The organism is Silvibacterium bohemicum, from assembly GCF_001006305.1.
Classification (GTDB): domain Bacteria; phylum Acidobacteriota; class Terriglobia; order Terriglobales; family Acidobacteriaceae; genus Silvibacterium; species Silvibacterium bohemicum.
This window is the reverse complement of the sequence record NZ_LBHJ01000014.1, coordinates 94,427-117,904: the sequence shown is the minus strand read 5'-3', so window position 1 is coordinate 117,904 and position 23,478 is coordinate 94,427. Positions and strand designations below refer to the sequence as shown.

The window sequence follows — 23,478 nt, the reverse complement described above, 5'->3', positions numbered from 1 at the left end:
AGAAGTGAAATGGACATTCAACTTTGGAAAGAGAAAGCGGTGCTCTGGTACGGCTGGGCATCGCAGGCTTTCATGCTGTGCAACCTGCTGCTCTACGTTGCCTGCTGGATCGTCGCAGGCGGACCTGTCGGGCCTGTCGGCTATATCGGCTGGCTCAATCATTGCTGCCAATGGAAGGGATGAAGCCATGGCAGATGAGCGAATTGATTTCTCACGGACAGTCGAAAGCGAAAGCGTAAGCCATCAACAACGTCCGCAACGGGAGACGAGGCCGCAGGCAGAGAAGGAACGCGCACCCGATACGACGCAGCGCACGGCGGAAAGAGAAGGCCGCTCGGAATGGTCTGGCGGCTCATGGGGAGGAAGATCGCGATGAGTAACGAGATGATTTCACGACACGGTACCGATCAAACAATGAAGTCGCTCGATGCCAAATGGCGTTTGATGAACGCGGCGCTTGAGAAGCTTGGTCAGAGCGTCACCACGAAGCCGCTACCGGCGCGTCGTACTGGGCATCTGCTCGTTGCTCTCGATCTCACCGGGAGCCGTGCTGAAAGCCTGAAGCAGGCGCGAAAGGCGACAGCGGCGATGTTTGAGGCTATCCGGGCGATTGGCTCTGTCGCGGTGAAGCTGGCCTACTATCGCGGCTCCTGTGAGTGCAAGGCGGGTGCCTGGCACGATGACGCAGAGAAGGTATGCCGGTCGATGCTGTCCCTCTCCTGCGAAAGCGGAGAAACGCAGATTGCCCGCGTGTTGCGCCTGGCACTGTCGGAGAACGAAAAGCTCTCCGGGTTAGTGTTCATCGGCGATCACTGTGAAGAGCGTCCCGAACAATTGCTGGCCCTCGCGGAAACGCTCGGCACACGGTCCCTGCCCCTGTTCATCTTCCACGAATGCGCGGATCACGATGCCTGGTCATTGCAGGCGAAGCCTCTCTTCGAGCGCATGGCAAAACTCAGCGGTGGGGTGTATGTCGAATTCAAACCGGATAGCGGCGCTGTGCTGAAAGAACTCTTGTCGAGTATCGCGGCGCTCTCGGTGGGTGGGGTCAAAGCTGTCGAACGGATGGCGTTACCCACTACGTCAGAAGGCCGCCAATTACGGGGACGATTGCTGCTTGGCTCCGGGAATGGGAAGCACTAATATCCGCCGTTCTAACAGAAAGAAGGCGGGCAGTAGGAAAGAAGAAATCATGGTTGATGCGGAACTGGAAAGCTTCAAAACGAATATCGATCTCCGCGCCTATGCAGCGGGCCAAGGCTATCAGCTTGATCGCAAGGAATCCTGGCGTGGTACATCGGTCATGCGTCACCCGGTGAACCATGACAAGGTAATCATCAAGCGCGGCATGGATGGCCATTACGTCTACTGTTCCGTGCGCGATGATCGCGACAATGGCTCCATTATCGATTTCGTGCAGTTTCGGCAAAGGGTCAGCATCGGCGTTGTACGGAAGGAATTGAGGCCCTGGATCGGTCAGTCCTCATCTCCGGCCCCGCTCTTCGCTCCTCTCCAGAAAAGCGAAAAGGACCGCATGAAGGTAGAGACGGCCTGGGCGCGGATGAAGGATGCTACTGATGGCCATCCCTATCTTGAGAGAGAACGCGCCCTGCCCGCTTCACTGCTAGCCCTTGATCGGTTTGCTGGCCGTATCCGCATCGATGACAGGGGCAACGCGGTGTTTCCGCATTTCGATGAACAGGGATTGAGCGGGTATGAGCTGAAGAATGTCGGCTTCACCGGCTTCGCGTCAGGCGGGGTCAAGTCTTTATGGATGTCTCATTCGCTGCTCGATGATGCACGAATGATTATCACGGAAAGCGCCATAGATGCTCTTTCCCACGCTGTTCTGTTTCCAGACACTAGCGCCCGTTATGCCTCCATCGGCGGCAAGCCCAATCCGCAACAGTCGGAGCTGATCCGGATGGCGGCAGCGGCAATGCCGGTGGGTAGTGAAATTGTCTCCGCGATGGACAACGATGCCGCCGGTGCCGAGCTATCGGATGTCGTGAAAAAGGCCGTGGGCCTAACAGGCCGTCTCGATCTGCGCTTCTCGGTCCAGGAACCCTTCGGCTTCAAAGACTGGAACGATCAGTTACGCAAGAGACCCCAATCTTTATCTTCCTACCGCCCGGAGGTTCCTACCGTCGCCTGATGGCGGGGGGACAGAGGTGAAACACAAATGTTTCGCAAGGAATCGCACGAAATAGAGCACAATGGACTCATCGGTAGGCGGCTCCTGAATGTCAGGGAGGCAGCCCTTTATCTGGGTCTCGAAGTAGACACCATCTACAAGAAATCCAGGTTGCGGGAGGTTCCCTGCGTCAAGGTCGGTCGTGCGTTGCGGTTCGATGTGAAGGCGCTTGAGCGCTACATCGAGCAACACACAATCGAAACCATTGACTGAAAGGAGAAGCAAAAATGTCCATTAGGAAGAAATCCGATGGAGTCTATGAAGTGCGTTGGTGGGAAGGAGGACGCAACAAAAGCCTGACGGTTCACGGCGCATTTGCCCTCGCGCAGAAGATCGAACGCAAGAAGATGTCGGTGAGGGATGAAAACCGGCATCTCGATGTGAAGCGGGAAATCAACTTCCGAATGCGGGAGCTGATCGAACGTTACCGAACACAGTACGGCGACAAAAAACGTTCCGCCGACAGGGAGAAAAGCATCCTCGACAATATCCAATCTGAAATGGGCCGGATGTTCGTCAGGGAAGTTGACGGGGTCGCTGTGGGGAGATGGTATTCAAACCTCACGACCGTCAGGGATTTGTCTCCAGGCACGGCGGTACGACACTTCAACGTCATGCACCACATGATGGAGAAGGCTTCCGGTATCTGGTCGCAGGAAACCGGTCTTGACCGGAATCCGGCGGATCAGGTGGAAGTATTCCGGCCTGATGATTCAAGGGACCGTTATCTGTCCGAAGAAGAGCTTGGCAGGTTGAGACGGGCACTTGACGACCGGATGCTCCGCAAAGGCACGAAGGATCTCAACAAGACCAATGGTCGTCTGAGGTTGATCGTCCTGATCGCGGTTTCAACGGGAATGCGTGCGTCGGAGATATTCGGGCTTTTGTGGTCGGATGTGATGTACAGCGAGGGCCTGTTGGCGGTAACGGCAAAACTGAAGGGCGGCAAGATGCGTTACGTCCCGATGTCGCCGGAGCTGGCCGCTGAGTTGCGACGCTATCCCGTCGTGATCAATGAGGATCGGATTTTTCCGCCGAAACCGGGAGCAACGAGTGGAAGGCAGCGATTGGAAGGAAGTTTTGAAGACCTGCTCGAAAGGGCAGGAATTCGGGATTTCAGGTTCCATGATCTGCGCCACACCTTCGCATCCTGGTACATGATGAACGGCGGCGATCTCTATGAACTCGCGAAAATCCTCGGCCATGCAAACATCAAGATGACCGAACGCTATGCAAAGCTGGGGCGGCAGCACATCGCCAGAACCGGCAACACGGCGAGGGAAATCTGGAAGCTGCTTGCGAAAGAAGAAAGCGTGCAAGCGCACATCGGCTGACGATGTACGTTATTTGTACGTTGACCTAAACCATCAACTCTTTGAATGCCGCTAAGTTATTTAGAATGTGGTGGCCAGAGACGGGATCGAACCGCCGACGCCGGCCTTTTCAGGGCCGCGCTCTACCACTGAGCTATCTGGCCTTGGGTGAACCAAGGGCGATCCGGGATCGATCGCGGGCGGGTAGTTCTGATGCTGCTGCGGCTCGGAACCCTTGGCGGTACCGGCTACTACGTCGCGTCAAACTGCCTCACGTAGTATAGCAAAAATACAAGGGTGCGCAGCGGGGTGCGCTGCCGAAGAATCCCTATCGCACCACACACGGCCCGAGCTGGGAAATCACCCCGCCCCAGCGCCTTTAAGACACTGTGAAAGCTCAACTATGCCATACACTTGGGGGAAGACTCTCGCACGGAGATGGCCTTCTATGCTCGCTGCCAAACTTCAGATCCGCGGCCTCTGCGCAACCGCTCTTTTATTCGGCGCCGCCTCTCTCCCGTTTGCCTTTCCCTTGTCGGCCTCTGCGGGCGTTAAGGCAGCGGCTCCCGCCGTTAAGTCCGCCGAGCCGACGGAAGCGCGCGCCTCGCAGGCCTTCGAAGAGGCCCGCAAACAAGGACCGCTCACCCTGCGCGCCTTCCTCTATCGCATGCCCAAGGGCGCCGACCTGCACAATCACCTCTCCGGCGCGATCTACGCCGAGACCTGGATTCGCGATGCAGGCGAAGATCATCTTTGCGTCGACACCAAGACTCTCTCCTTCGTAGCCCCCGAAAACGCAAAATCACGCAACGAAGAGAACAGCAAGCACTTCGAGCCTGTTTGTAAAGAAGGCCAGGTCGATGCGGCAACGGTTCCACAGAACCAGCACCTGTATGACGCCCTGATCGATGCTTTTTCCATGCGCACCTTTGTCCCCAGAACCGCCGATTCCGGGCACGACCACTTCTTCGACACCTTCGGCGAATTCGGTGGAACCCGCAAAAGCCACATGGGCGAGTGGCTGGACGAAGTCGCGACCCGGGCGGCCGCGCAGAACGAACAATATCTGGAGTTGATGCACACGCCGGATTTCAAGGAAGCGGCCGCGCTGGCGGCGAAGATCGGTTACAACTCCGACTTCGCTCAATATCGCCAGCAGCTTGTCGATGGCGGAATTCGGAGCAGCATCTCAGCCGCAAGCGCAGAGCTTGATACCGCAGAGGCCGATCGCCGAGTGCGCGAGCACTGCGGCCAGTTAGACGAACAGCCGGCCTGCAAGGTCAAGATCCGCTACGTTTACCAGATACTCCGTGCGCTTCCACCCGAGGTGGTTTTCGCACAAATCGTTCTCGGCTTTGAAAGCATAGCCGCCGATCCACGATTTGTCGGGCTGAATCTCGTGCAGCCGGAAGACGCTTATGTCGCGATGCGCGACTACAGCCTGCACATGCGGATGCTCGATGCAGTACACGGCTCTTACCCCGGCTCTCATATCAGTCTTCACGCCGGGGAACTCGCGCCGGGCATGGTTCCACCCGACGGTCTCACCTTTCACATCCGCCTCGCCGTCGAACAGGGCGAGGCGGAGCGCATCGGCCACGGCGTCGACATTATGTATGAGGACCATCCCTACGATCTGCTCAAGGAGATGGCCGCCAAACACGTCATGGTCGAAGTCAATCTCACCAGCAACGACGTGATCCTCAACATCAAAGGGGAGGACCATCCCTTTGAGATCTATCGCAGATACGGCGTGCCCGTCGCACTATCGACCGACGACGAGGGCGTCTCGCGCATCGACCTCACTCACGAATATGTACGCGCAGCAGTTACCTATCCACTCAGCTATCGCGACTTCAAAAAGATGGTGCGCACCAGCCTCGAACATAGTTTTCTGCACGGAGCCAGCCTCTGGCAGCAGGCAGTTCCGGAGACCTTGGACAAGCCGGTTGAAGCGTGTGCCGGGCAGCTAGGGAAGGAAACTCCGGCCGGTGCATGTGCGGAATTGATCTCGCAAAGCGAAAAAGCGCAGCAACAGTGGGAACTTGAACACAGGTTTCACACATTTGAGGCAAGCTTCTGATAGAGCATCTCTCCCGCGATACAACCTGGAGAGATGCCAGCGCAGCTTGTCTGCTGTAAAGAGCTGCTGTCGACAAATCTTGTAAGAACGCGGCAACAGGAAAAATCTTCTCGATGCGCATCGTCTTCTCCACTTTTGGGACATTCGGCGATATCAATCCGCTCATTGCTCTCAGCCTGGAGCTCAAACGGCGGGGTCACACTCCCGTCATCGCCGCCCCGGGCATGTTTCGCGAAAAGATAGAACCGCTCGGCATCGACTTCGCCGCCGTTCGCCCCGATCAGGACCCCAACGACAAGCGCATGGTGGAGATGATCTGGGATATCAAGAAGGGAACGGAGCGCGGCCTGCGCGAGTTTCTCTTTCCCGCCATCCGCGACAGCTACAAAGATCTGCTGGCTACGGTCGAAGCCCATGGCGGAGCCGACCTCCTGGTCACGGGCGAGTTGGCCTACGCCGGTCCAATTGTTGCTGAAAAGACCGGCATCCCCTGGGCTTCGTATGTGCTCGCGCCGCTCTCCTTCTTCTCGGGATACGATCCTCCGGTGCTGCCCCCCTATCCCACGCTGTCCAAGGTTCAATCGCTGGTGCCCGGCGTGGGCCATCTCGTTCCCCGCTTTGCGCGCCTGGTCACGCGTCATTGGCCGGCGCCGATATATGCGCTGCGCAAAGATCTCGGCCTGCCTCGCGGCAAAGATCCCATCTTTGACGCCAAGCACTCTGAACTTCTGGTTCTGGCGCTGTTCTCGCGCGTTCTCGGCGATCCGCAACCGGATTGGCCGGCCAGCACACGCATTACTGGTTTCGCGTTCTACGATGGCGACGCCGGCAACGTCGGTCTCGCGCCCGACCTCGAAGAATTTCTCGCAAGCGGACCTCCGCCGCTGGTCTTCACGCTAGGATCTGCAGCGGTCATGGCTGCTGGCGATTTCTATGAGGTCAGTGCCGCGACCGCCGACCTGCTCGGGCAGCGAGCCGTCCTGCTCACCGGCAGCGATCCGCAGAACCGACCCAAGCGTGCGCTGTCGAAGAACATCTGTATCGCTCGCTATGCGCCTTACTCGCGGATCTTCCCGCGCGCCTCGGTCATCATCCATCAGGGCGGAGTGGGCACCACCGCGCAGGGGCTCAAAGCCGGCCGTCCCATGCTGGTGATGCCCTACAGCCACGATCAGCCGGACAACGCCCGTCGCGTGCGTCATCTCGGCGTGGCAAAGGTCATTCAACGCAAGGAATACCGGCCGGAAGCGGCCGCGCAGAAGATACAAAAGTTGTTGGAAGACGCAGCTTACACCGAACGCGCCGCAGAGGTGGCACGTGTGATCGCGGAAGAAGATGGTGTGCGCACGGCATGCGATGCCCTGGAGAGAGCAGCCCGCACAAAACTTTAGCTATCTCGCGTACGTCAAAGGCGAGCGAGCGCCCGCCCCTGCCGGTCGATCTTGCTTACGTTTTTCTTGCTACCGTTTTTTTAACTGTCTGCGTCAATTAGAGAGGCTGGACATCCGATGCTTGCCAGCCTTTCGGCCCCTTAACGACGTTAAACTGCACTGCCTGCCCTTCTTGCAAACTCTTAAAGCCATTCGAATTGATGGCAGAGAAATGCACGAAGACATCCTCCCCGTTCTGGCGGGAGATGAAGCCGTAGCCCTTAGCGTCGTTAAACCACTTCACAGTACCTTGTTCCATCTGATGCTTATTCCTGGAGTGAATTGCGCTGGAGTGAATCGGAGACAAAACTGGCTGTGTCTTGCGACAGGGCAGACTACTTTTTCCCGGTTCGAAACTAACGCGACAGTAGTTTAGCAGACTTTACAAGCCCTCCGGCAAGCATCGCGATTCCCCACATCCCTCTATAAATAAAGGTAATCGCCACCGGCACAATTTCACACCGGTTCCTTATCTATCCAATTTGCGCGCGCTTCTCTATCCTGTCTGCAGATATGCCAGAAGACGTCGCGCTCCACCTCCTGTCCGCCGCTCTACCTCGACTCAGAAGCGAATTCTCAGCTCTACCAAAGGCTCCCTTCGACGGCGGCACACTTGCAGAAAATCTGGAGGCCATGTCCTCCGTGTTGACCGAGGTATCGGGGCGCATGGGTGACAACTATCCCTATTTTCATCCTCTCTATGCCGGCCAGATGCTCAAGCCGCCGCATCCCATTGCGCGCGCCGCTTATGCCATGGCCATGGGCATCAATCCCAATAACCATGCGCTCGACGGAGGACGCGCCAGCTCTCACATGGAGATCGAAGCCGTCCGTGAGATCGCCGCGATGTTCGGATGGGAAGAATATCTGGGGCACCTCACCAGCGGAGGCACCTTCGCCAATCTCGAAGCGCTCTGGGTAGCCGGCCTGCTCGCTCCCAGCAAAACCATCGCCGCGTCCGAGCAGTCCCACTACACGCACAGCCGCATCAGCGCGGTACTCAAGCTGCCCTTCCAGAAGATTCCCGTCGACGCACTTGGGCGAATGGATATTGCTGCGCTCGAATCCGCGCTACAACAAGGCGAGATTGGCACAGTCGTGGTGACGCTTGGGACGACAGCTCTGGGGGCCGTCGACCCTTTGAGCGAGATTCTCGATCTGCGCCGGAAATATAACTTTCGCATTCACGTCGATGCCGCCTATGGAGGCTATTTCAAGCTGGCCTCGAACCTCGACGAAGACGCGGCGCGAGCCTTCGCGCGAATCTCCGAGACGGACTCCATCGTCGTCGATCCGCATAAGCACGGCTTGCAGCCCTACGGCTGCGGATGCATCCTCTTTCGCGATCCTGCAGTCGGCCGGTTCTACAAGCATGACTCGCCTTATACCTACTTCACCTCGAGCGATCTGCATCTGGGCGAGATCAGCCTGGAGTGCTCCCGCGCAGGCGCATCTGCGGTTGCGCTCTGGGCCACGCAGCAGCTTCTGCCGCTGGTTCGCGCGGGCAACTTTGCCGGCGGTCTCGAGCGCTCACGGCTCGCGGCGCAGTCTCTTTCTGCCAGGCTCGAAGCCGATCCGCGCTTCATCACCGGCCCTCGTCCCCAATTGGATATCGTGGTCTGGGCTATCCAGACGCCCAGCTTGGAAGAGTCTTCGCATCGCGCCCAGAAAATCTTCGACCGGGCCGCGCAGCAGGATTTGCATCTGGCTTTGGTACAGTTGCCGGTAGCATTCTTTGGGACGGAACATTGGCCGGGCAGAGACGAATCCGAATCCGTCACATGTCTGCGCTCCGTTCTCATGAAACCGGAGCACGAGGCCTGGATCGGCGAAATCTGGCGTCGTCTTCTCATCGCTGCTGAAAATTAGTTGAGGAACAAATGGGCAACGAAATCGAACGCGTCCTTTTGAAAACGGATACATTGGCAGCCGTCATACTGCCGGCGATGGGTGGAAAGATCGCTTCCCTGCAAAAAAACGGGATCGAACTCTTCCAGCAGCCGCTCCGCCCCTATGCGCTCCGAACCCTGACCATCGGCTTCGAGGAAAGCGATGCCAGCGGATTCGACGAATGCCTGCCCTCCGTCGCCGCATGCCGTATTGAGACCGCCTCAGGCGCCGCCGAGATTCCAGACCATGGAGAATTCTGGAGGCTGATTCACACGGCGGAATCGCTCTCGCCGGCAACCGTCCGCCTGACTGCAATTGGCTCGGCGCTTCCGATCCGCTTTGAGCGCAACATTCATCTCGACGGGGATACGGTGCGCATCGACTACTCAGTTACGAACACGGGCGAGCACGCCATTCCTTATGTCTGGTCCGCCCATCCGCTCTTCGCTGTCGATCCCGGAGATGTCCTCACTCTGCCGCCGTCCGTAAAACAGGTCACCGTCGAGGGCTCGGCACGCAACCGGCTCGGCACGAACGGAACGGTTCATCCATGGCCGTCTACGACCCTAACCGATGGAGCCGCGGCCGCGCTCAACATCGCGAAAGACGCCAGCGAAGAGATCGGCGACAAGCTATTCGCCGAGGCGCCGGTGGAAGGCTGGTGTCTGCTCGAGCGCAAGACCGCCAATCTGCGCATCCGCATCGATTTTGATCCTGCAAAGCTCCCCTTTCTCGGTCTCTGGCTCTGCTACGGAGGCTGGCCTGACGGCCAAGCTGAGAAGCAGAACTGCATCGCCATCGAGCCCTGCACAGCGCTGGGGGATTCTTTGGAGTTGGCCATCAAGAACGGGCATAGCCGCACTTTAATTCCGGGTCAGGTCGACTCTTGGGGGATGACAATTACGACGAGTGTTGTATCGTAAGGGCCGGGATCTAACTTCTCAAGGCGTGATGAAATGCGAGATGTAAACGCTACCAAAGACTTGCACGCGCAGCGCTTCCACCAGGCTCCCGCGATGTTCGCCGCCCCCGGCCGGGTCAATCTTATCGGCGAACACACCGATTATGCCCAGGGCTTCGTGATGCCTGCAGCCATAGATTTCGCCACGCTGGCGGCCATCAGCCCGCGCGATGATGGCTCGATCATCATTGCTTCGGAAAATTTCCACGAAGAAGTCACCCATAAACTCACTGCCCTGCCTAAAGAAGCTGCGCATCACTGGAGCGACTACCCGCTTGGCGTCCTGAATATCCTTCGCAGTGTAGGAGTCGAGCTCCCCGGCTTCAGCCTCACCCTCAGCGGAGACGTTCCGCTCAATGCCGGACTCAGCTCTTCTGCTTCGGTCGAGGTCGCGACCATCGTCGCCGTGCTTAGCCTTACTGCGGCAGAGATCCCTCTACCGGAGATGGCCAAGCTATGCCAGCGCGCGGAGAATGAATTCGTCGGCGCCTCCACCGGCATCATGGATCAGTTCATCGCCTGCTGCGGTGCCGAGGACCACGCGCTTCTGCTGGACTGCCGCAGCCTGTCCTTCCGGCTGGCTCCGATTCCGCCCGACATCAGCATCGTCATCTCCAACTCCATGGTCAAGCACTCTCACGCCGGCGGCGAATACAACATCCGCCGCGCCGAGGTGGAACAGGGCACGCAGATCATTCACCGACACCGGCCCGAAGTCGGCTTCCTGCGCGATGCCACCCTCGAAGACCTGAAGCAGTGGGGATCGGAGATGCCGCCTAGCGTGCTTAAGCGCACCCGCCACATCATCACCGAAGACCTTCGCACCGTGGCCGCTGCCGACGCTCTCGAAGCCGGCGATCTCAAGACTCTCGGCCGCCTCATGTACGAGGCGCATGCCAGCTACCGCGACGACTTCGAAGCCAGCTGCAAAGAGGCCGACATCCTGGTGAAATTGGCAGCCAAAGAGCCCGGCTGCATCGGAGCACGGCTCACCGGAGGCGGATTCGGAGGCTGCACCGTGAATCTCGTCGAACGGGAATACACCGCCGGCTTCATCGAAAGCCTGCGCAAGGGTTATCGCGAGGCCACAGGCATCGAAGCCGACATCTATAACTGTCACGCTTCGGCGGGAGCCCACCGCATCGGTAACTGAATGGCGAAGTACCGAACGGTGATTGCAAGGCCCGATCATGCCGCGAAAGTAGTAGTTCCTGCTCCGGCAGATCCGCGTTTTTTCATTCTGTGCTCCAGAGCCGCTTGGTAAAATCACGAAATTGCACCTTGGCTCGCCAAATGGAACCGTATTCCTCCGGGAATACCGACGAGGGCCAGCCCGTTGTATTGGTAGGATGCGACGACAATACGCTCGATCCGTCGCTGGTTGATCGGTCCGATCGGAGCATCCGGTCGTGATCTGAACTTTTTGTGCATGTCCTGAATGCGCAAGGACTGGATATGCACGTTTTAGTAAAGGTTTGCGGAGATTGAAAACAAGCATGCGCCACGCTCAATTGCAACAAATTGCTGCACTCGATAACTCGGAAGATCGCGGTATCGTCGCCTATTTTTCGATGGAAATTGCCGTTGAGCCCACCATGCCCACCTACAGCGGTGGCCTCGGGGTGCTGGCTGGCGACACGCTCCGGGCCGCAGCGGATATGGGCCTGCCTCTGGCCGCAATAACCCTGGCTCATCGTCAGGGGTATTTTCGCCAGCACCTGGACGCCAGCGGCATCCAGACAGAAGAGTCGCAGCCCTGGGACATTGAAGCTCTGCTAACGCCGCAGTCACCCACCGTCACAGTGAAGATTGAAGGCCGACCGGTGGTGATCCGGGCCTGGCGTCATGACGTGATCGGCGTGACTGGTCACACCATCCCCATCTATTTCCTCGACACAAATGTTGAGCAGAACGACCCGCGCGACCGCGAGCTGACCGATCACCTCTACGGAGGCGACGGAGACTATCGCCTGCGCCAGGAAGTAGTGCTCGGGATCGGCGGAGCGCGCATGCTCGAAGCGCTGGAATATCGGCCGGTCGTTTACCACATGAATGAAGGCCATGCCGCGCTGCTGACCATTGCGCTGCTCGAAAAACAGCTCTTCGGCTCGCCCCTAGAAGCGGCCGACGAGAAGACCGTGGAATCGGTTCGCAGGCGCTGCGTCTTCACCACGCACACTCCGGTCCCGGCGGGTCATGACCGTTTTTCCGCCGAGCAATCCAATCGGATTCTCGGCGTCGAACGCACCAAGGTCTTCGAGCGCCTGGGCTGCTTCCACGATGACCTGCTCAACATGACCTACATCGCGCTGCGCTTTGCCCGCTACGTCAATGGCGTGGCCATGCAGCACGGCAAGGTCTCGCGGGAGATGTTCCCCGACTACAAGATTGACGCCATCACCAACGGCGTCCATGCTGCAACCTGGACCGCGCCGTCCTTCCAGTCCACCTTCGATCGCCATATGCCGCGCTGGCGGCAGGATAACCTCTCCCTGCGCTATGCCATTGATATCCCGGAAGCGGAGATCGAACAGGCTCATCAGGACGCAAAAAGCGTTCTGATCGCGGCCGTCAAGGAGCGCACCGGCGTCGAACTCCGTCCCAATATCTTCACCCTCGGCTTCGCCCGCCGCGCAGCCACCTATAAGCGCTGCGACCTGCTGTTCACCGATCCCGAACGCCTCGTCAAAGCAGCCCACGACTTCGGCGGCCTGCAGATTCTCTACAGCGGCAAGGCGCATCCCGCCGATGAGCCGGGCAAGGCCAAGATCCGCCGCGTCATCGAGCTAGCACAAGAGCTGGACTCTGCCGATCTGACCATCGTTTATCTCGAAAATTACGAGTGGATTCTGGGCGCGCTGCTGACTGGCGGCGTCGACCTCTGGCTCAACACGCCGAAGCGCCCCTACGAAGCCTCCGGCACCAGCGGAATGAAGGCTGCGCTCAACGGCGTCCCCAGCCTGAGCATCCTCGACGGCTGGTGGATTGAAGGCTGGATCGAAGGCGTCACCGGATGGGCCATCGCCGACCATGACGACGACGCGGGCGAAGCGGGCTCTCTCTACGATCATCTCGAACAGGTCATTCTGCCCCTTTACTACCACCAGCCGGAGCAGTGGAAACGCATCATGCGCTCGACCATCGCGCTCAACGGCTCGTTCTTCAACACTCAACGCATGATCGAGCAGTACGTTCTGAACGCATACTTCCCCGAGCAGCGCATGGACCACTCGGCTGCCGCATTGGAGCCGATTCTGGCTCGTTAAGAGCCCAGATCTCTATGCTGACCGTCGCCACCTTCGGAGCCTTGCAAGAATTGATCACCGGATCACACGGCCTGAAGGGAGTTCTGCGGCCTGGGAACAGCCGGCGGGATGACGGTCGGCGCATCTCGGCCTCGGCAACTGCAGCGCAAAGGGAGCTCCGAGCGTGAGCCAGACCCTGTTGGAAGAAAAAGTTCCGACCGCTTCGCAGCGCGCCCTGTGCGTCGATCTCGACGGCACACTAGTCAAGAGCGACACCCTGGTCGACTCCCTTCTGCTGCTGGTTCGCACCAACCCCCTAGCCGCCCTACGCGTCCCATTCTGGCTGAAGGGCGGCAAGGCCGCACTGAAGGCTCGCGTCTGCTCTCAAGTGCAGCTCGATGCCGCACATCTTCCCTACAATCGCGGATTGCTCGAGTTCCTGATCCTGCAGCACAGCCAGGGCCGCAAGCTGTACCTCACTACCGGCGCGGACGGCAGCCTCGCCCGGCAAATCGCCACTCACCTCGGCATCTTCGAAGACGTACTGGCAAGCGACGGTGCAACCAACCTCACCGGGCACAACAAGCTGCAAAGCCTGCAGCAGCGCTTTGCCGGGGAGGGCTTCGACTACATCGGCAACGCCCGGCCCGATCTGCCCCTGCTCAGTCACTCCGGCGAAGCCATGGTCGCCAACCCCGATCATGCGCTGCAGGGCCTGCTAAAAAAGCACAACGTTCCGGTAGCGCATCGCTTCGACGACCGCGCTCCCTTTTCGAAGACCTTCCTGAAGACCATCCGGCTGCACCAGTGGGCGAAGAATGTGCTCATCTTTGTCCCGGTGCTGCTGGCTCACGCATTGCGACTCTCGCTCATCGGCGACGCCGTCGTGGCCTTCCTCTGCTTTAGCCTTTGCGCCTCGGCCACGTACATCGTCAATGACCTGCTGGATATCGAGGCCGACCGCCATCACCCGAAAAAGCGGAACCGTCCCTTCGCAGCCGGGGATCTGTCTCCGGCTGCCGGAGTCGCCATCTCGCTTTCCTTCCTGCTCCTGGCCTTTGCCGGAGCCGCTCTGCTGCCGCGTGGATTTGTCGGATGGCTCTTTACCTATCTCATCACCACGCTCTGCTATTCGCTCTACCTCAAGAGAGTGGTGCTGGTCGACGTCATCCTGCTCTCCGGCCTCTATACCCTGCGCATGCTCGCCGGAGGAGCGGCGACCCATGTTGCCTTCTCGCCCTGGCTGGCCGCGCTCTCCGTCTTTCTTTTCCTCTCGCTGGCCATGGTCAAGCGCTTCAGCGAGTTGCAGAATATCCGCGCTCAAGGCAATGTGCTCTCGAATGGCCGGGGCTATCTGCTGGTCGATATCGAGCAGCTGCGCAGCTTCGGCACCGCCAGCGCCTACGCGGCGGTAGTCGTCTTCGCGCTCTACATCAACGGAAAAGACGTTGTGGAGCTCTATCATCACCCCACCCGGATGTGGCTGATGACCCCGCTGATGATCCTGTGGCTCAGTCGCGTCTGGCTCCTGGCCTCGCGCGGCGAACTCAACGAGGACCCCGTCATCTTCGCCGTCACCGACCGCATGAGCCTGCTCATCGGAGCAGCGATCGCGATCATTGCCGTCCTCGCCGCCTTTTAAGCGCCTGTCATTCCATCCGTGTAACCTCAATACAGGAATAGGAATACACCCATGGCGCGATCCAACCCACGACCTCGCTTCGAAAGCTGGGGCAGATATCCCACGCTGGATGCGAAGCTGGTCCCACTGAACTGGACCACCGATTTTCCCCTGCGCAATCCGCCCTCGACTCCTCAGCTGCCGGTAGGCGCGGGGCGCAGCTACGGCGACGTCTGCCTCCTCGAGAACGGAACTCTGCTGCAGACCCGGGGGATGGATCGTCTGCTTGCCTTCGATCCCGCAACCGGCATTCTGCGCTGCGAAGCCGGCGCGACCCTCGCCGAAATTCTGGATTTCGCCGTTCCCCGCGGCTTCTTTCTGCCGGTTACCCCGGGAACGAAATATGTGACTGTCGGCGGGGCCATCGCCAATGACATCCACGGCAAGAACCACCATCTGGCGGGCAGCTTCGGCTGCCATGTCCTGCGCTTCGAGCTGATTCGCTCCGACGGCTCGCGCTTCCTTTGCAGCCCCACCGAAAATCAGGAGTGGTTCGCGGCCACCGTCGGCGGCATGGGATTGACCGGCCTCATCGCATGGGCCGAAATCCGGCTGCGCCCCATCGTCTCCCGCAAGATCGACTATCAGGGCGACAAATTCGTAGGTATCGACGAGTTTCTGGCGCTCTCGCAGAGCGCAACCGCCGAATATACGGTGGCCTGGATCGACTGCGTCTCGACCGGCAAGAATTTTGCCCGCGGCATCTTCATGCAGGGTGACCACGTTGCGGAACCGGGACCGCTCGAAAAAAGCAGCGAGCCTTGGCTGACCTTCCCCGTCGACCTGCCGGAGTTCGCACTCAACCGGTTCACCATGTCCGCCTTCAACACCGCCTACTATCACAAGCAGCTTTCCAAGCAGAAGAGGACCAAGGTCGATTACGAACCGTTCTTCTATCCACTCGACAGCGTCCTCCATTGGAACCGCATGTACGGGAAGAACGGCCTGGTGCAGTTCCAGAATGTGCTTCCCCACGCCTCCGGACGAGAGGGGATGCTGCAAATCCTCAAAGCCATCACCCGCTCCGGGCTGGCCTCGTTCCTGGCGGTCATCAAGTTCTTCGGCGAGACTCCTTCCGTGGGAACGATGTCCTTCCCCATGCCCGGCATTATGCTGGCGCTCGATTTCCCCATTCGCCCCGAGGTCAGCTTCGATCTCCTGGAGCGGCTGGCCGAGATCACCCTCGAACACGGAGGACGAATGTACTCTGCCAAGGATGCGCGCATGACGGCGGAGCAGTTTCAAGCCTTCTATCCGCAGTGGCAGGATTTCTCGCGCTACATCGACCCATCCTTCGATTCGGCCTTCTGGCAGCGGGTGACGGGACGGAGACCGATCGATGGTTGAAAACCGCGCCCTTCCCTCGAAAATTCTTGCTCTCGGCGCGACCTCCGCAATTGCCGAAGCCACGCTCCGGCTCTTCGCGGCCCGCGGCGCAAGCTTCTTTCTCGTGGCGCGCAACGCCGACAAGCTGGAAGCCGTCGCCGCCGATCTCACCACCCGAGGCGCAGCCGGTGTCACCACCCACATTATGGATCTCGACGACACGGCCGCTCATCCCGCCATGCTCGGCCAAGCTGTCGAAGCGCTCGGCACGATCGAGTTGGCATTGCTCGCCCACGGTGTGCTTGGCGACCAGGCTGAGGCAGAAGCCAGCTATCCCGCCGCCGAAGCTGTCCTCGGAACCAATTTCATGGCGCCCGTTTCGATGATCACCTGGCTGGCAAACTACTTCGAAACTACCGGCCAGGGTACTCTCGCCGTCATCTCCTCTGTCGCCGGCGACCGGGGACGCAAGAGCAATTACGTTTACGGAGCATCCAAGGGCGCGCTCAACATCTTCCTCGATGGAGTGCGCAATCGCATTGATCGCAGCGGAGTGCAGGTGCTCACCATCAAGCCCGGCTTCGTAGCCACTCCGATGACCGCGCATCTGCCTCCGAATGCCCTCTTTGCCCATCCAACGGCGGTCGCCCGGGGCATCTTCAGGGCTATCGAAAAGCGTAAAGATATCGTTTATGTCCCGGCATTTTGGGCCGTCATCATGCTGATCATTCGCTCAATACCAGAGCGCATTTTCAAAAAAATGAATCTTTGAATAAGATCCAGTACCGGTAACAATTACTTCTCTGTTCGGAATCGCCGGACATGGTACTCGCATCACTTAAATGCCTGGGTAGAGGCTCTTTGGTCTGGAGTCTTTCCCTGCATCTTGATCGTCTAGTGAATACGTCAAGCTGGCTTTAGGTCCGATGATGGTGCTTGCATTAAGCTACTTACTTTAAGAGACGGGAGAGTGGCATAAAGGTATCGGCGTTTAGGTTTCGACCGCGTTACCGTGCCATTCCTGTTAGCGAACCGCTCTTCACGTACTTTCCATCGTCGTCGCGAATTTGAACATGGCGCTGCCCGCCGGTGATTACCGGTAAGTGTCTCCGCCAAACGTCTTGGGAGAAACTGAAACGATATGTGGATAGTCCGCCTCGCACTGCGAAGGCCTTACACATTTGCCGTTCTTGCCCTGCTGTTGATGGTCCTCGGCCCTCTGGCTGTCGTGAACACCCCGACCGATATCTTTCCCAACATCGATATCCCGGTCGTCTCCGTTGTCTGGCAGTACACCGGCCTGTCGCCGAACCAGATGGCGAACCGCATCGTGTACCAGAGCGAGCGCACGATGACGACCACCGTCAACAATATCGAGCACATCGAATCGCAATCGATGAACGGTATTGGGGTCATCAAGATTTTCTTCCAGCCCCACGTGGATATCGGCAACGCCGTCGCCCAGGTCACGGCCGTCAGTCAGACTCAGCTGCGCCAGCTTCCCCAGGGCACCACGCCGCCGCTCATCATTCAGTACTCGGCCTCCAGCGTGCCTATCATTCAAGTAGGACTTTCTGGCCAGGGGCTGACCGAGTCGCAGCTCAACGACCTCGGCCTCAACTTCATCCGCACCCAGATGGTCACAGTGCAGGGAGCCGGCGTTCCCTATCCCTATGGCGGTAAGCAGCGCCAGGTGCAAGTGGATATCGACCTGCCCAAGCTCCAGGCCAAGGGTCTTTCTCCCTCGGATATCGTCACCACCATCAACGCGCAGAATGTCATTCTGCCCTCCGGAACCGCCAAGATCGGCCCCTTCGAGTACCTGGTCGAAACCAACAGCGCTCCGGATAAAGTCGCCGAGCTGAATGATTTGCCCATCCGCTCCGTGAACGGCGCAATGGTCTACGTTCGCGACGTGGCACACGTGCGCGACGGCTTCCCGCCGCAGACCAACATCGTTCGCGTCGACGGCCAGCGCGCCTCTCTGCTCTCGGTCATCAAGACCGGAGATTCCTCGACGCTATCAATCGTCGAAGGCGTGCGCGCCAAGCTCGATACGCTCAAAAATCAACTGCCCCCAGCCCTCAGGATGCAGCCGCTCGGCGATCAATCGATCTTCGTCCGGGCTTCAATCAGCGGCGTGGTGCGCGAGGCGATCATCGCTGCCTGCCTCACCGCAATCATGATCTTGGTCTTCCTCGGCAGCTGGCGCAGCACGGTCATTATCGCCGTCTCCATCCCGCTCTCGATTCTGTCTTCGTTACTCGTCCTGAGCGCGCTCGGCGAGACCATCAACATCATGACCCTCGGCGGACTCGCGCTGGCCGTCGGCATCCTGGTCGACGACGCCACCGTCGAAATCGAGAATATCAATCGTAATCTCGAAGAAGGCAAGGCCATCGAGCAGGCCATTCTCGATGGAGCCGCGCAGATTGCGGTCCCCGCGCTGGTCGCGACCATCTCCATCTGCATCGTCTTCGTGCCCATGTTCTTCCTCAGCGGCGTAGCACGCTACCTTTTCGTGCCGCTTGCTGAGGCTGTCTGCTTCGCCATGCTCGCGTCCTATCTCCTCTCGCGAACCGTTGTGCCCACCATGGCCAAGTACCTGCTACAGGAGCATGACGAAGAAGCTGAGCACCGCAAGAAAACCAGCCGCAATCCCCTGGTCCGTTTCCAGCAGGGCTTTGAGCACTACTTCGAGAAATTCCGCGGCGGTTATCGCCGCATTCTGGAGCTATGCCTCGCGCACGCTGCCGTATTTCTGACCTCTTTCCTGATCTTCGCCGTCGTCTCCGCCGTGTTTCTCTATCCGTTCCTTGGTCAGGACTTCTTCCCCTCCGTCGACAGCGGCCAGTTCAAGATTCACGTCCGCGCCCACACCGGCACGCGTATTGAAGATGTTGCCGATCTCTGCGACCAGATCGATAACACCATCCGCGAGACCATCCCCAAGAACGAAGTCGAAACCATCATCGACAACATCGGACTTCCCTACAGCGGTCTGAATACTTCGTACTCCAACTCGGGAGCCATCAGCTCCGCCGACGCCGATGTCTCCGTGCAACTCTCCGAAAAACACGGCCCCACCGACGCCTACGTGCAGAAGCTGCGCAACATCCTCAACCACCGCTTTCCCGGTGTCACCTTCTACACTCTGCCGGTAGACATGGTGACGCAGATCCTCAACTTCGGCCTTCCCGCACCTATCGACGTCCAAATCGTCGGCAGGGACATGTACGGCAACCGTGCCGTGGCCGAACAACTACTGAACAAGATCAAGCATGTTCCGGGCATCGCTGACCTGCGTATCCAGCAGCCCTTCGACAATCCCGAGCTGATGGTGAATGTGGACCGCACCAAGGCCAGCCAGCTGGGGATGCGGCAGACCGACGTTGCGGGTGGCCTGCTCACTGCAACCAGCGGCAGCTTCCAGACCGCTCCAAACTTCTGGCTAGATCCAAGCACCGGCGTCAGCTACAACATTGCCGTTCAGTCCCCCCAATATCTGCTCGACAACCTGCAGGACGTCAACAACATTCCGCTTACCCCGGCCAACAGCAATAGCTCAACACTTTCGGCCGCCCCTTCGCCGAATGGTGTGGTAGCGACACCGGCCAGCGTGCCGATGGGCGGCCAGCCGGTGCAGATTCTGGGCAACGTGGCGTCGATTACTCCACTGACTGAACCCGGCACCGTAACCCACTACAACATCGCGCCGGTCATCGATATCTATGGCAACGTCGTCAACACCGACCTTGCCAGCGTCGCCACGCAAATCGACAAAATCCTCGACGGAGCCAAGAAGCAGCTGCCGCGCGGTTCGCAGATCGTCGTTCGCGGCCAGGTTTTGACCATGCGCAAGTCGTTCATCGGCTTGATTGGCGGGCTGGTCTTCTCGATCCTGCTGGTCTACCTGTTGATTGTGGTCAACTTCCAGTCCTGGCTCGATCCGTTCATTATCATCTCGGCTCTCCCGGCTGCCATCTCGGGTATTATCTGGTTTCTATTTCTCACGCATACCCGCCTCAGCGTTCCGGCGCTTACCGGAGCCATCATGTGCATGGGCGTTGCCACCTCGAACTCGATTCTGGTCATCAGCTTCGCTCGTGAGCAGCTTGAAGAGACCGTAGGCGATGCGCATGCGGCCGCCCTGAGCGCGGGCTTCGTCCGCTTCCGCCCCGTCCTGATGACTGCTCTCGCTATGATCATCGGCATGGTGCCGATGGCTCTCGGTCTCGGTGACGGCGGCGAGCAGAATGCCCCCCTGGGACGCGCCGTTATCGGCGGCCTGCTATTTGCCACCGTATCCACTCTGTTCTTTGTGCCAACCTTTTTCAGCGTCTTGCACGGCCGGATCGAACGGCGTCGCCGCGAACGCGAAGCACGCCACAAACACGGCCAGATTGCCGCGTCGGAGAACTAAAACTCATGAGCCAACAGCCAAATTCGGAAAAACAGAGCAAGCAGGCAGGGCAGCCCACCACCCCCCACGGCGGTCACGGTCCGGCGCAGGAGGAACGTCCGCCTATTTCCGGCGGCAAGGCGCTGGTGTTGTTGTTGGTTGTGGTCGTCGTCGCTGTCATCCTGGCCGTCACCGGCATCGTCCCTCGTCTCCGTGCGCGGACCACGCTCCAGCAGCAGACCGACGCTCTGTCCGCACCCGATGTGCTCGTTCAGAAGCCTACCCAGGGACAGCCTACCCAGGAACTGATTCTTCCCGGCACAACCCAGGCTTACACCGATTCGCCCATCTACGCCCGCACGAACGGCTATCTCAAGAAATGGTACTTCGACATCGGCGCGCACGTGAAGCAGGGACAACTGCTTGCCGTGATCGAAAGCCCGGAGGTCGACCAGCAGCTCGCCCAGGCCAAGCAGGACCTGGCTACAGCTCAGGCCAACGCCTCCTACGCTCAGACACAGGCTGCGCGCTACCAGGGCTTGCTCAAAGACAACGCCGTTGCCCAGCAGGACACTGACAACTTCACCACCCAGGCCAATTCGACCACCACGCAGGTCAAGTCCGCCGAGGCCAACGTTGCGCGGGTCGAACAGTTAGTCGGCTTCGAAAATATCTACGCACCATTCGATGGCATCATCACCGCCCGCAACGTCGACACCGGAACCCTCATCAATTCCGGCGCCGGAAACGCCAACAGCGGCGAGCTCTTTCACCTGGTGGCGCAAAACACTCTGCGTATTTATGTAAACGTGCCCCAGACCTACGCCTACTCCACAGTCCCCGGAGTCGCCGCCCAGCTCACACTTACCGAGAAGCAAGGCAGCACCTTCGAAGGTAAGATCGTCCGCACCGCCAAGGCCATCGACCCCACATCACGCACCCTTCTGGTCGAAGTCGATGTGGACAACCGCAAGGGCGAGCTCTATCCCGGGGCCTACATGCAGGTTCACTTCAAGCTGAATAATGCGCATCCATCGACCATCATCCCTGTTTCGACGCTTATGTTCCGCTCCGAGGGCCTGCGCGTTGCCGTCGTGAATAACAACATCGCCAAACTGGTGCCCATCAACATCGGGCGCGATGATGGCAGGTCGGTTGAGGTCTCGTCCGGGCTTCAGGACTCCGACGAAGTCATCCAGAACCCACCCGACTCCCTGATCGATGGCGAGCAGGTACATATCGTCCAGCCTCGCAAGGCAGGCGAAGCGCAACAACCAGGCGGAGGCAAGTGAGAATGAAGCCGATCCGCCTAATCTTCTTGGCCCTCCTGCCGGCCACGGCCGCGGTTCTGATCTCCGGCTGCACGGTGGGGCCGAACTACCAGCGTCCCGCTGCGCTCGCCGGTCCGGGAGCGCCCGCGCTTCCCACTGCTTACAAGGAAATCCCTCCGCCGAATCCCCCTAACGGGACCTGGAAACCGGCGCAGCCATCCGACGCCGCCTTGCGCGGCAAGTGGTGGGAGATCTACAACGATCCTCAGCTCACTGGGCTGGAAGATAAGGTCGCGGTTTCCAATCAGACGCTCAAAGCCGCCTATGAGCAATATCTGCAGGCGCGCGATCAGGTCCGCATAGCCCGGGCAAATTACTATCCAACCGTAAGCGCCGGGCCTAGCGTCTCCCGTCAGAAGACCTCTGCCAATCAGCCCAGCATTGCCGTAGGCCGTACCTATAGCGCCTACGCCATCGAGGGACAGGTTTCATGGGAGCCCGATCTCTGGGGACAGATCCGGCGCACCGTCGAACAGGCGCGCGCCAATGCCCAGGCCAGTGCCGCCGACCTCGCCAACGTCGAGCTCAGCCTCCGCTCCGAATTGGCGGAAGACTACTTCGAACTGCTCGGCCTCGACACCCAGAAGCGGCTCCTCGATAACACAGTGACAGCCGATACCGACTTCCTGAAGCTTACCCAGGTCCGCTTTAAAGGCGGAGTCGCCACCGATGTGGACGTCGCGCAGGCGGAGACTCAGCTGGAAACAGTACGGGCGCAGGATATCGATGTTGGCGTCGCCCGCGCCCAGTTCGAACACGCTATCGCCACGCTCATTGGGACGCCGGCATCGAGCTTCTCGCTCTCGTTTACACCGCTCGACCTGCCCTTGCCCACCATCCCCTCCGGAGTGCCTTCGGAGCTGCTCGAGCGCCGGCCGGACATCGCCGGCGCGGAGCGGCGCACGGACGCAGCCAACGCCCAGATCGGCATTGCTATCTCCGCTTACTATCCCAATGTTCAGCTTGGAGGCGCCGGCGGCTTTTCCAGCGATATGGCCGGAACCTGGGTCCAGGGCCCCAGCTCGCTCTGGTCCCTGGGTGGTTCGGCCGTCGAGCTGCTCTTCGACGCGGGCCGGCGGCACGCGATCACCGACCAGGCTCGCGAAGCATACGAGGGGCAAACGGCCAATTATCGTCAGAGCGTGCTCAATGCCTTCCAGGAAGTGGAAGACAACCTCGCAGCCCTTCGCATCCTGCAGGACGAGTCGGTCACCCAGGCGGCGGCCGTCAATTCCGCCCGCCGCTCTCTCCAGATCAGCACCAACCGCTACAAGGGCGGGGTGACGACCTATCTCGAGGTTCTGACCGCGCAGACCACCCAGCTCGCCGACGAACGTACCCAGGCTGATATAACCACGCGCCAGTTTGCTGCCAGCGTCCAGCTCATTAAGGCGCTTGGTGGGGGATGGGATACGTCGCAACTGCCGAAGTTTAACTAACCTGTTATGAACGATCTGACGCGTTTTGCCCTCGAAAACGCGCAATAAGCCCCAGCCGGTCTCGACTTGTTCTTGAGGGGTGCCTGCCGCAGGCACCCCCTGGAAAAAATCTTTCCAGTTTATCCAACCATTAGGTTGTCGCCTGTATTCTGCGTCTTAGGGAGTAATTTGAGCGTCGCTCTT

General features: G+C 59.3%; 18 protein-coding genes and 1 tRNA gene. 17 read left to right on the top strand and 2 right to left on the bottom strand.

All coding sequences use genetic code 11. The features are described 5' to 3' along the window. Positions 1-9 precede the first annotated feature (9 nt). From XX99_RS27405 to XX99_RS20445, 5 genes are all read left to right on the top strand, one after another. Entirely contained in the window at positions 10-183 is a 174-nt protein-coding gene (locus XX99_RS27405) for a hypothetical protein (RefSeq protein ID WP_156186110.1), read from the top strand. A gap of 189 nt (positions 184-372) precedes the next feature. Then, positions 373-1,143 carry a VWA domain-containing protein gene (locus XX99_RS20460; protein WP_156186109.1) on the top strand — a complete coding sequence of 257 codons (771 nt, stop codon included), beginning with the start codon at positions 373-375 and terminating at the stop codon, positions 1,141-1,143. 49 nt (positions 1,144-1,192) lie between these two features. Further along, positions 1,193-2,155 carry a DUF3991 and TOPRIM domain-containing protein gene (locus XX99_RS20455; protein ID WP_050061272.1) on the top strand — a complete coding sequence of 321 codons (963 nt, stop codon included), beginning with the start codon at positions 1,193-1,195 and terminating at the stop codon, positions 2,153-2,155. 27 nt (positions 2,156-2,182) lie between these two features. Beyond that, positions 2,183-2,407 carry a helix-turn-helix domain-containing protein gene (locus XX99_RS20450; protein WP_050061271.1) on the top strand — a complete coding sequence of 75 codons (225 nt, stop codon included), beginning with the start codon at positions 2,183-2,185 and terminating at the stop codon, positions 2,405-2,407. 14 nt (positions 2,408-2,421) lie between these two features. Then, entirely contained in the window at positions 2,422-3,528 is a 1,107-nt protein-coding gene (locus XX99_RS20445; protein WP_050061270.1) for a tyrosine-type recombinase/integrase, read from the top strand. Positions 3,529-3,596: 68 nt separating this feature from the next. Here the strand turns inward: XX99_RS20445 and XX99_RS20440 are convergent. Continuing rightward, positions 3,597-3,671 (bottom strand) — tRNA-Phe (locus XX99_RS20440). A 284-nt stretch (positions 3,672-3,955) separates the two neighbouring features. Here XX99_RS20440 and XX99_RS20435 point away from each other — a divergent pair. Together XX99_RS20435 and XX99_RS20430 are read left to right on the top strand one after the other, a co-directional pair. Then, positions 3,956-5,590, top strand: a complete 1,635-nt coding sequence (locus tag XX99_RS20435; RefSeq protein ID WP_082125779.1) for an adenosine deaminase family protein — start codon at positions 3,956-3,958, stop codon at positions 5,588-5,590. Between the two features lie 113 nt (positions 5,591-5,703). Next, a complete protein-coding gene (locus tag XX99_RS20430) occupies positions 5,704-6,981 on the top strand; it encodes a glycosyltransferase (RefSeq protein ID WP_050061269.1) in 1,278 nt (425 codons plus the stop codon). A 97-nt stretch (positions 6,982-7,078) separates the two neighbouring features. On the opposite strand, the gene XX99_RS20425 is transcribed toward XX99_RS20430, so the two are convergent. Next, positions 7,079-7,279: a cold-shock protein gene (locus tag XX99_RS20425; protein ID WP_050061268.1), complete on the bottom strand. Its 201-nt coding sequence runs from the start codon at positions 7,277-7,279 to the stop codon at positions 7,079-7,081. 374 nt (positions 7,280-7,653) lie between these two features. Here XX99_RS20425 and XX99_RS20420 point away from each other — a divergent pair, with 374 nt between their 5' ends. The 10 genes from XX99_RS20420 to XX99_RS20375 all read left to right on the top strand — a co-directional run bounded on the left by XX99_RS20420 (position 7,654) and on the right by XX99_RS20375 (position 23,295). Further along, complete coding sequence (locus XX99_RS20420) at positions 7,654-8,889, top strand: pyridoxal phosphate-dependent decarboxylase family protein (RefSeq protein WP_231581533.1); 1,236 nt, start codon at positions 7,654-7,656, stop codon at positions 8,887-8,889. Positions 8,890-8,900: 11 nt separating this feature from the next. Beyond that, on the top strand, positions 8,901-9,833 hold the full coding sequence (locus XX99_RS20415; RefSeq protein ID WP_050061266.1) for an aldose epimerase family protein: 933 nt from the start codon (positions 8,901-8,903) through the stop codon (positions 9,831-9,833). Between the two features lie 33 nt (positions 9,834-9,866). Next, positions 9,867-11,024, top strand: a complete 1,158-nt coding sequence (gene galK / locus XX99_RS20410; RefSeq protein ID WP_050061265.1) for a galactokinase — start codon at positions 9,867-9,869, stop codon at positions 11,022-11,024. Positions 11,025-11,367: 343 nt separating this feature from the next. Beyond that, positions 11,368-13,137, top strand: a complete 1,770-nt coding sequence (gene glgP, locus XX99_RS20405; protein WP_050061264.1) for an alpha-glucan family phosphorylase — start codon at positions 11,368-11,370, stop codon at positions 13,135-13,137. A 163-nt stretch (positions 13,138-13,300) separates the two neighbouring features. Continuing rightward, complete coding sequence (locus XX99_RS20400; RefSeq protein WP_231581532.1) at positions 13,301-14,758, top strand: UbiA family prenyltransferase; 1,458 nt, start codon at positions 13,301-13,303, stop codon at positions 14,756-14,758. A 51-nt stretch (positions 14,759-14,809) separates the two neighbouring features. Then, positions 14,810-16,144 (top strand): FAD-binding oxidoreductase, encoded by a 1,335-nt coding sequence (locus tag XX99_RS20395; RefSeq protein ID WP_050061263.1) that lies wholly within the window; start codon positions 14,810-14,812, stop codon positions 16,142-16,144. Next, positions 16,137-16,895: an SDR family oxidoreductase gene (locus XX99_RS20390; RefSeq protein ID WP_050061262.1), complete on the top strand. Its 759-nt coding sequence runs from the start codon at positions 16,137-16,139 to the stop codon at positions 16,893-16,895. Before XX99_RS20395 ends, XX99_RS20390 begins: the two co-directional genes overlap by 8 nt. A 369-nt stretch (positions 16,896-17,264) precedes the next feature. After that, on the top strand, positions 17,265-20,546 hold the full coding sequence (locus tag XX99_RS20385; protein WP_050061261.1) for an efflux RND transporter permease subunit: 3,282 nt from the start codon (positions 17,265-17,267) through the stop codon (positions 20,544-20,546). 5 nt (positions 20,547-20,551) lie between these two features. Then, positions 20,552-21,817, top strand: a complete 1,266-nt coding sequence (locus XX99_RS20380) for an efflux RND transporter periplasmic adaptor subunit (protein WP_050061260.1) — start codon at positions 20,552-20,554, stop codon at positions 21,815-21,817. Between the two features lie 2 nt (positions 21,818-21,819). Further along, positions 21,820-23,295: an efflux transporter outer membrane subunit gene (locus XX99_RS20375; protein WP_050061259.1), complete on the top strand. Its 1,476-nt coding sequence runs from the start codon at positions 21,820-21,822 to the stop codon at positions 23,293-23,295. Positions 23,296-23,478: the final 183 nt, after the last annotated feature.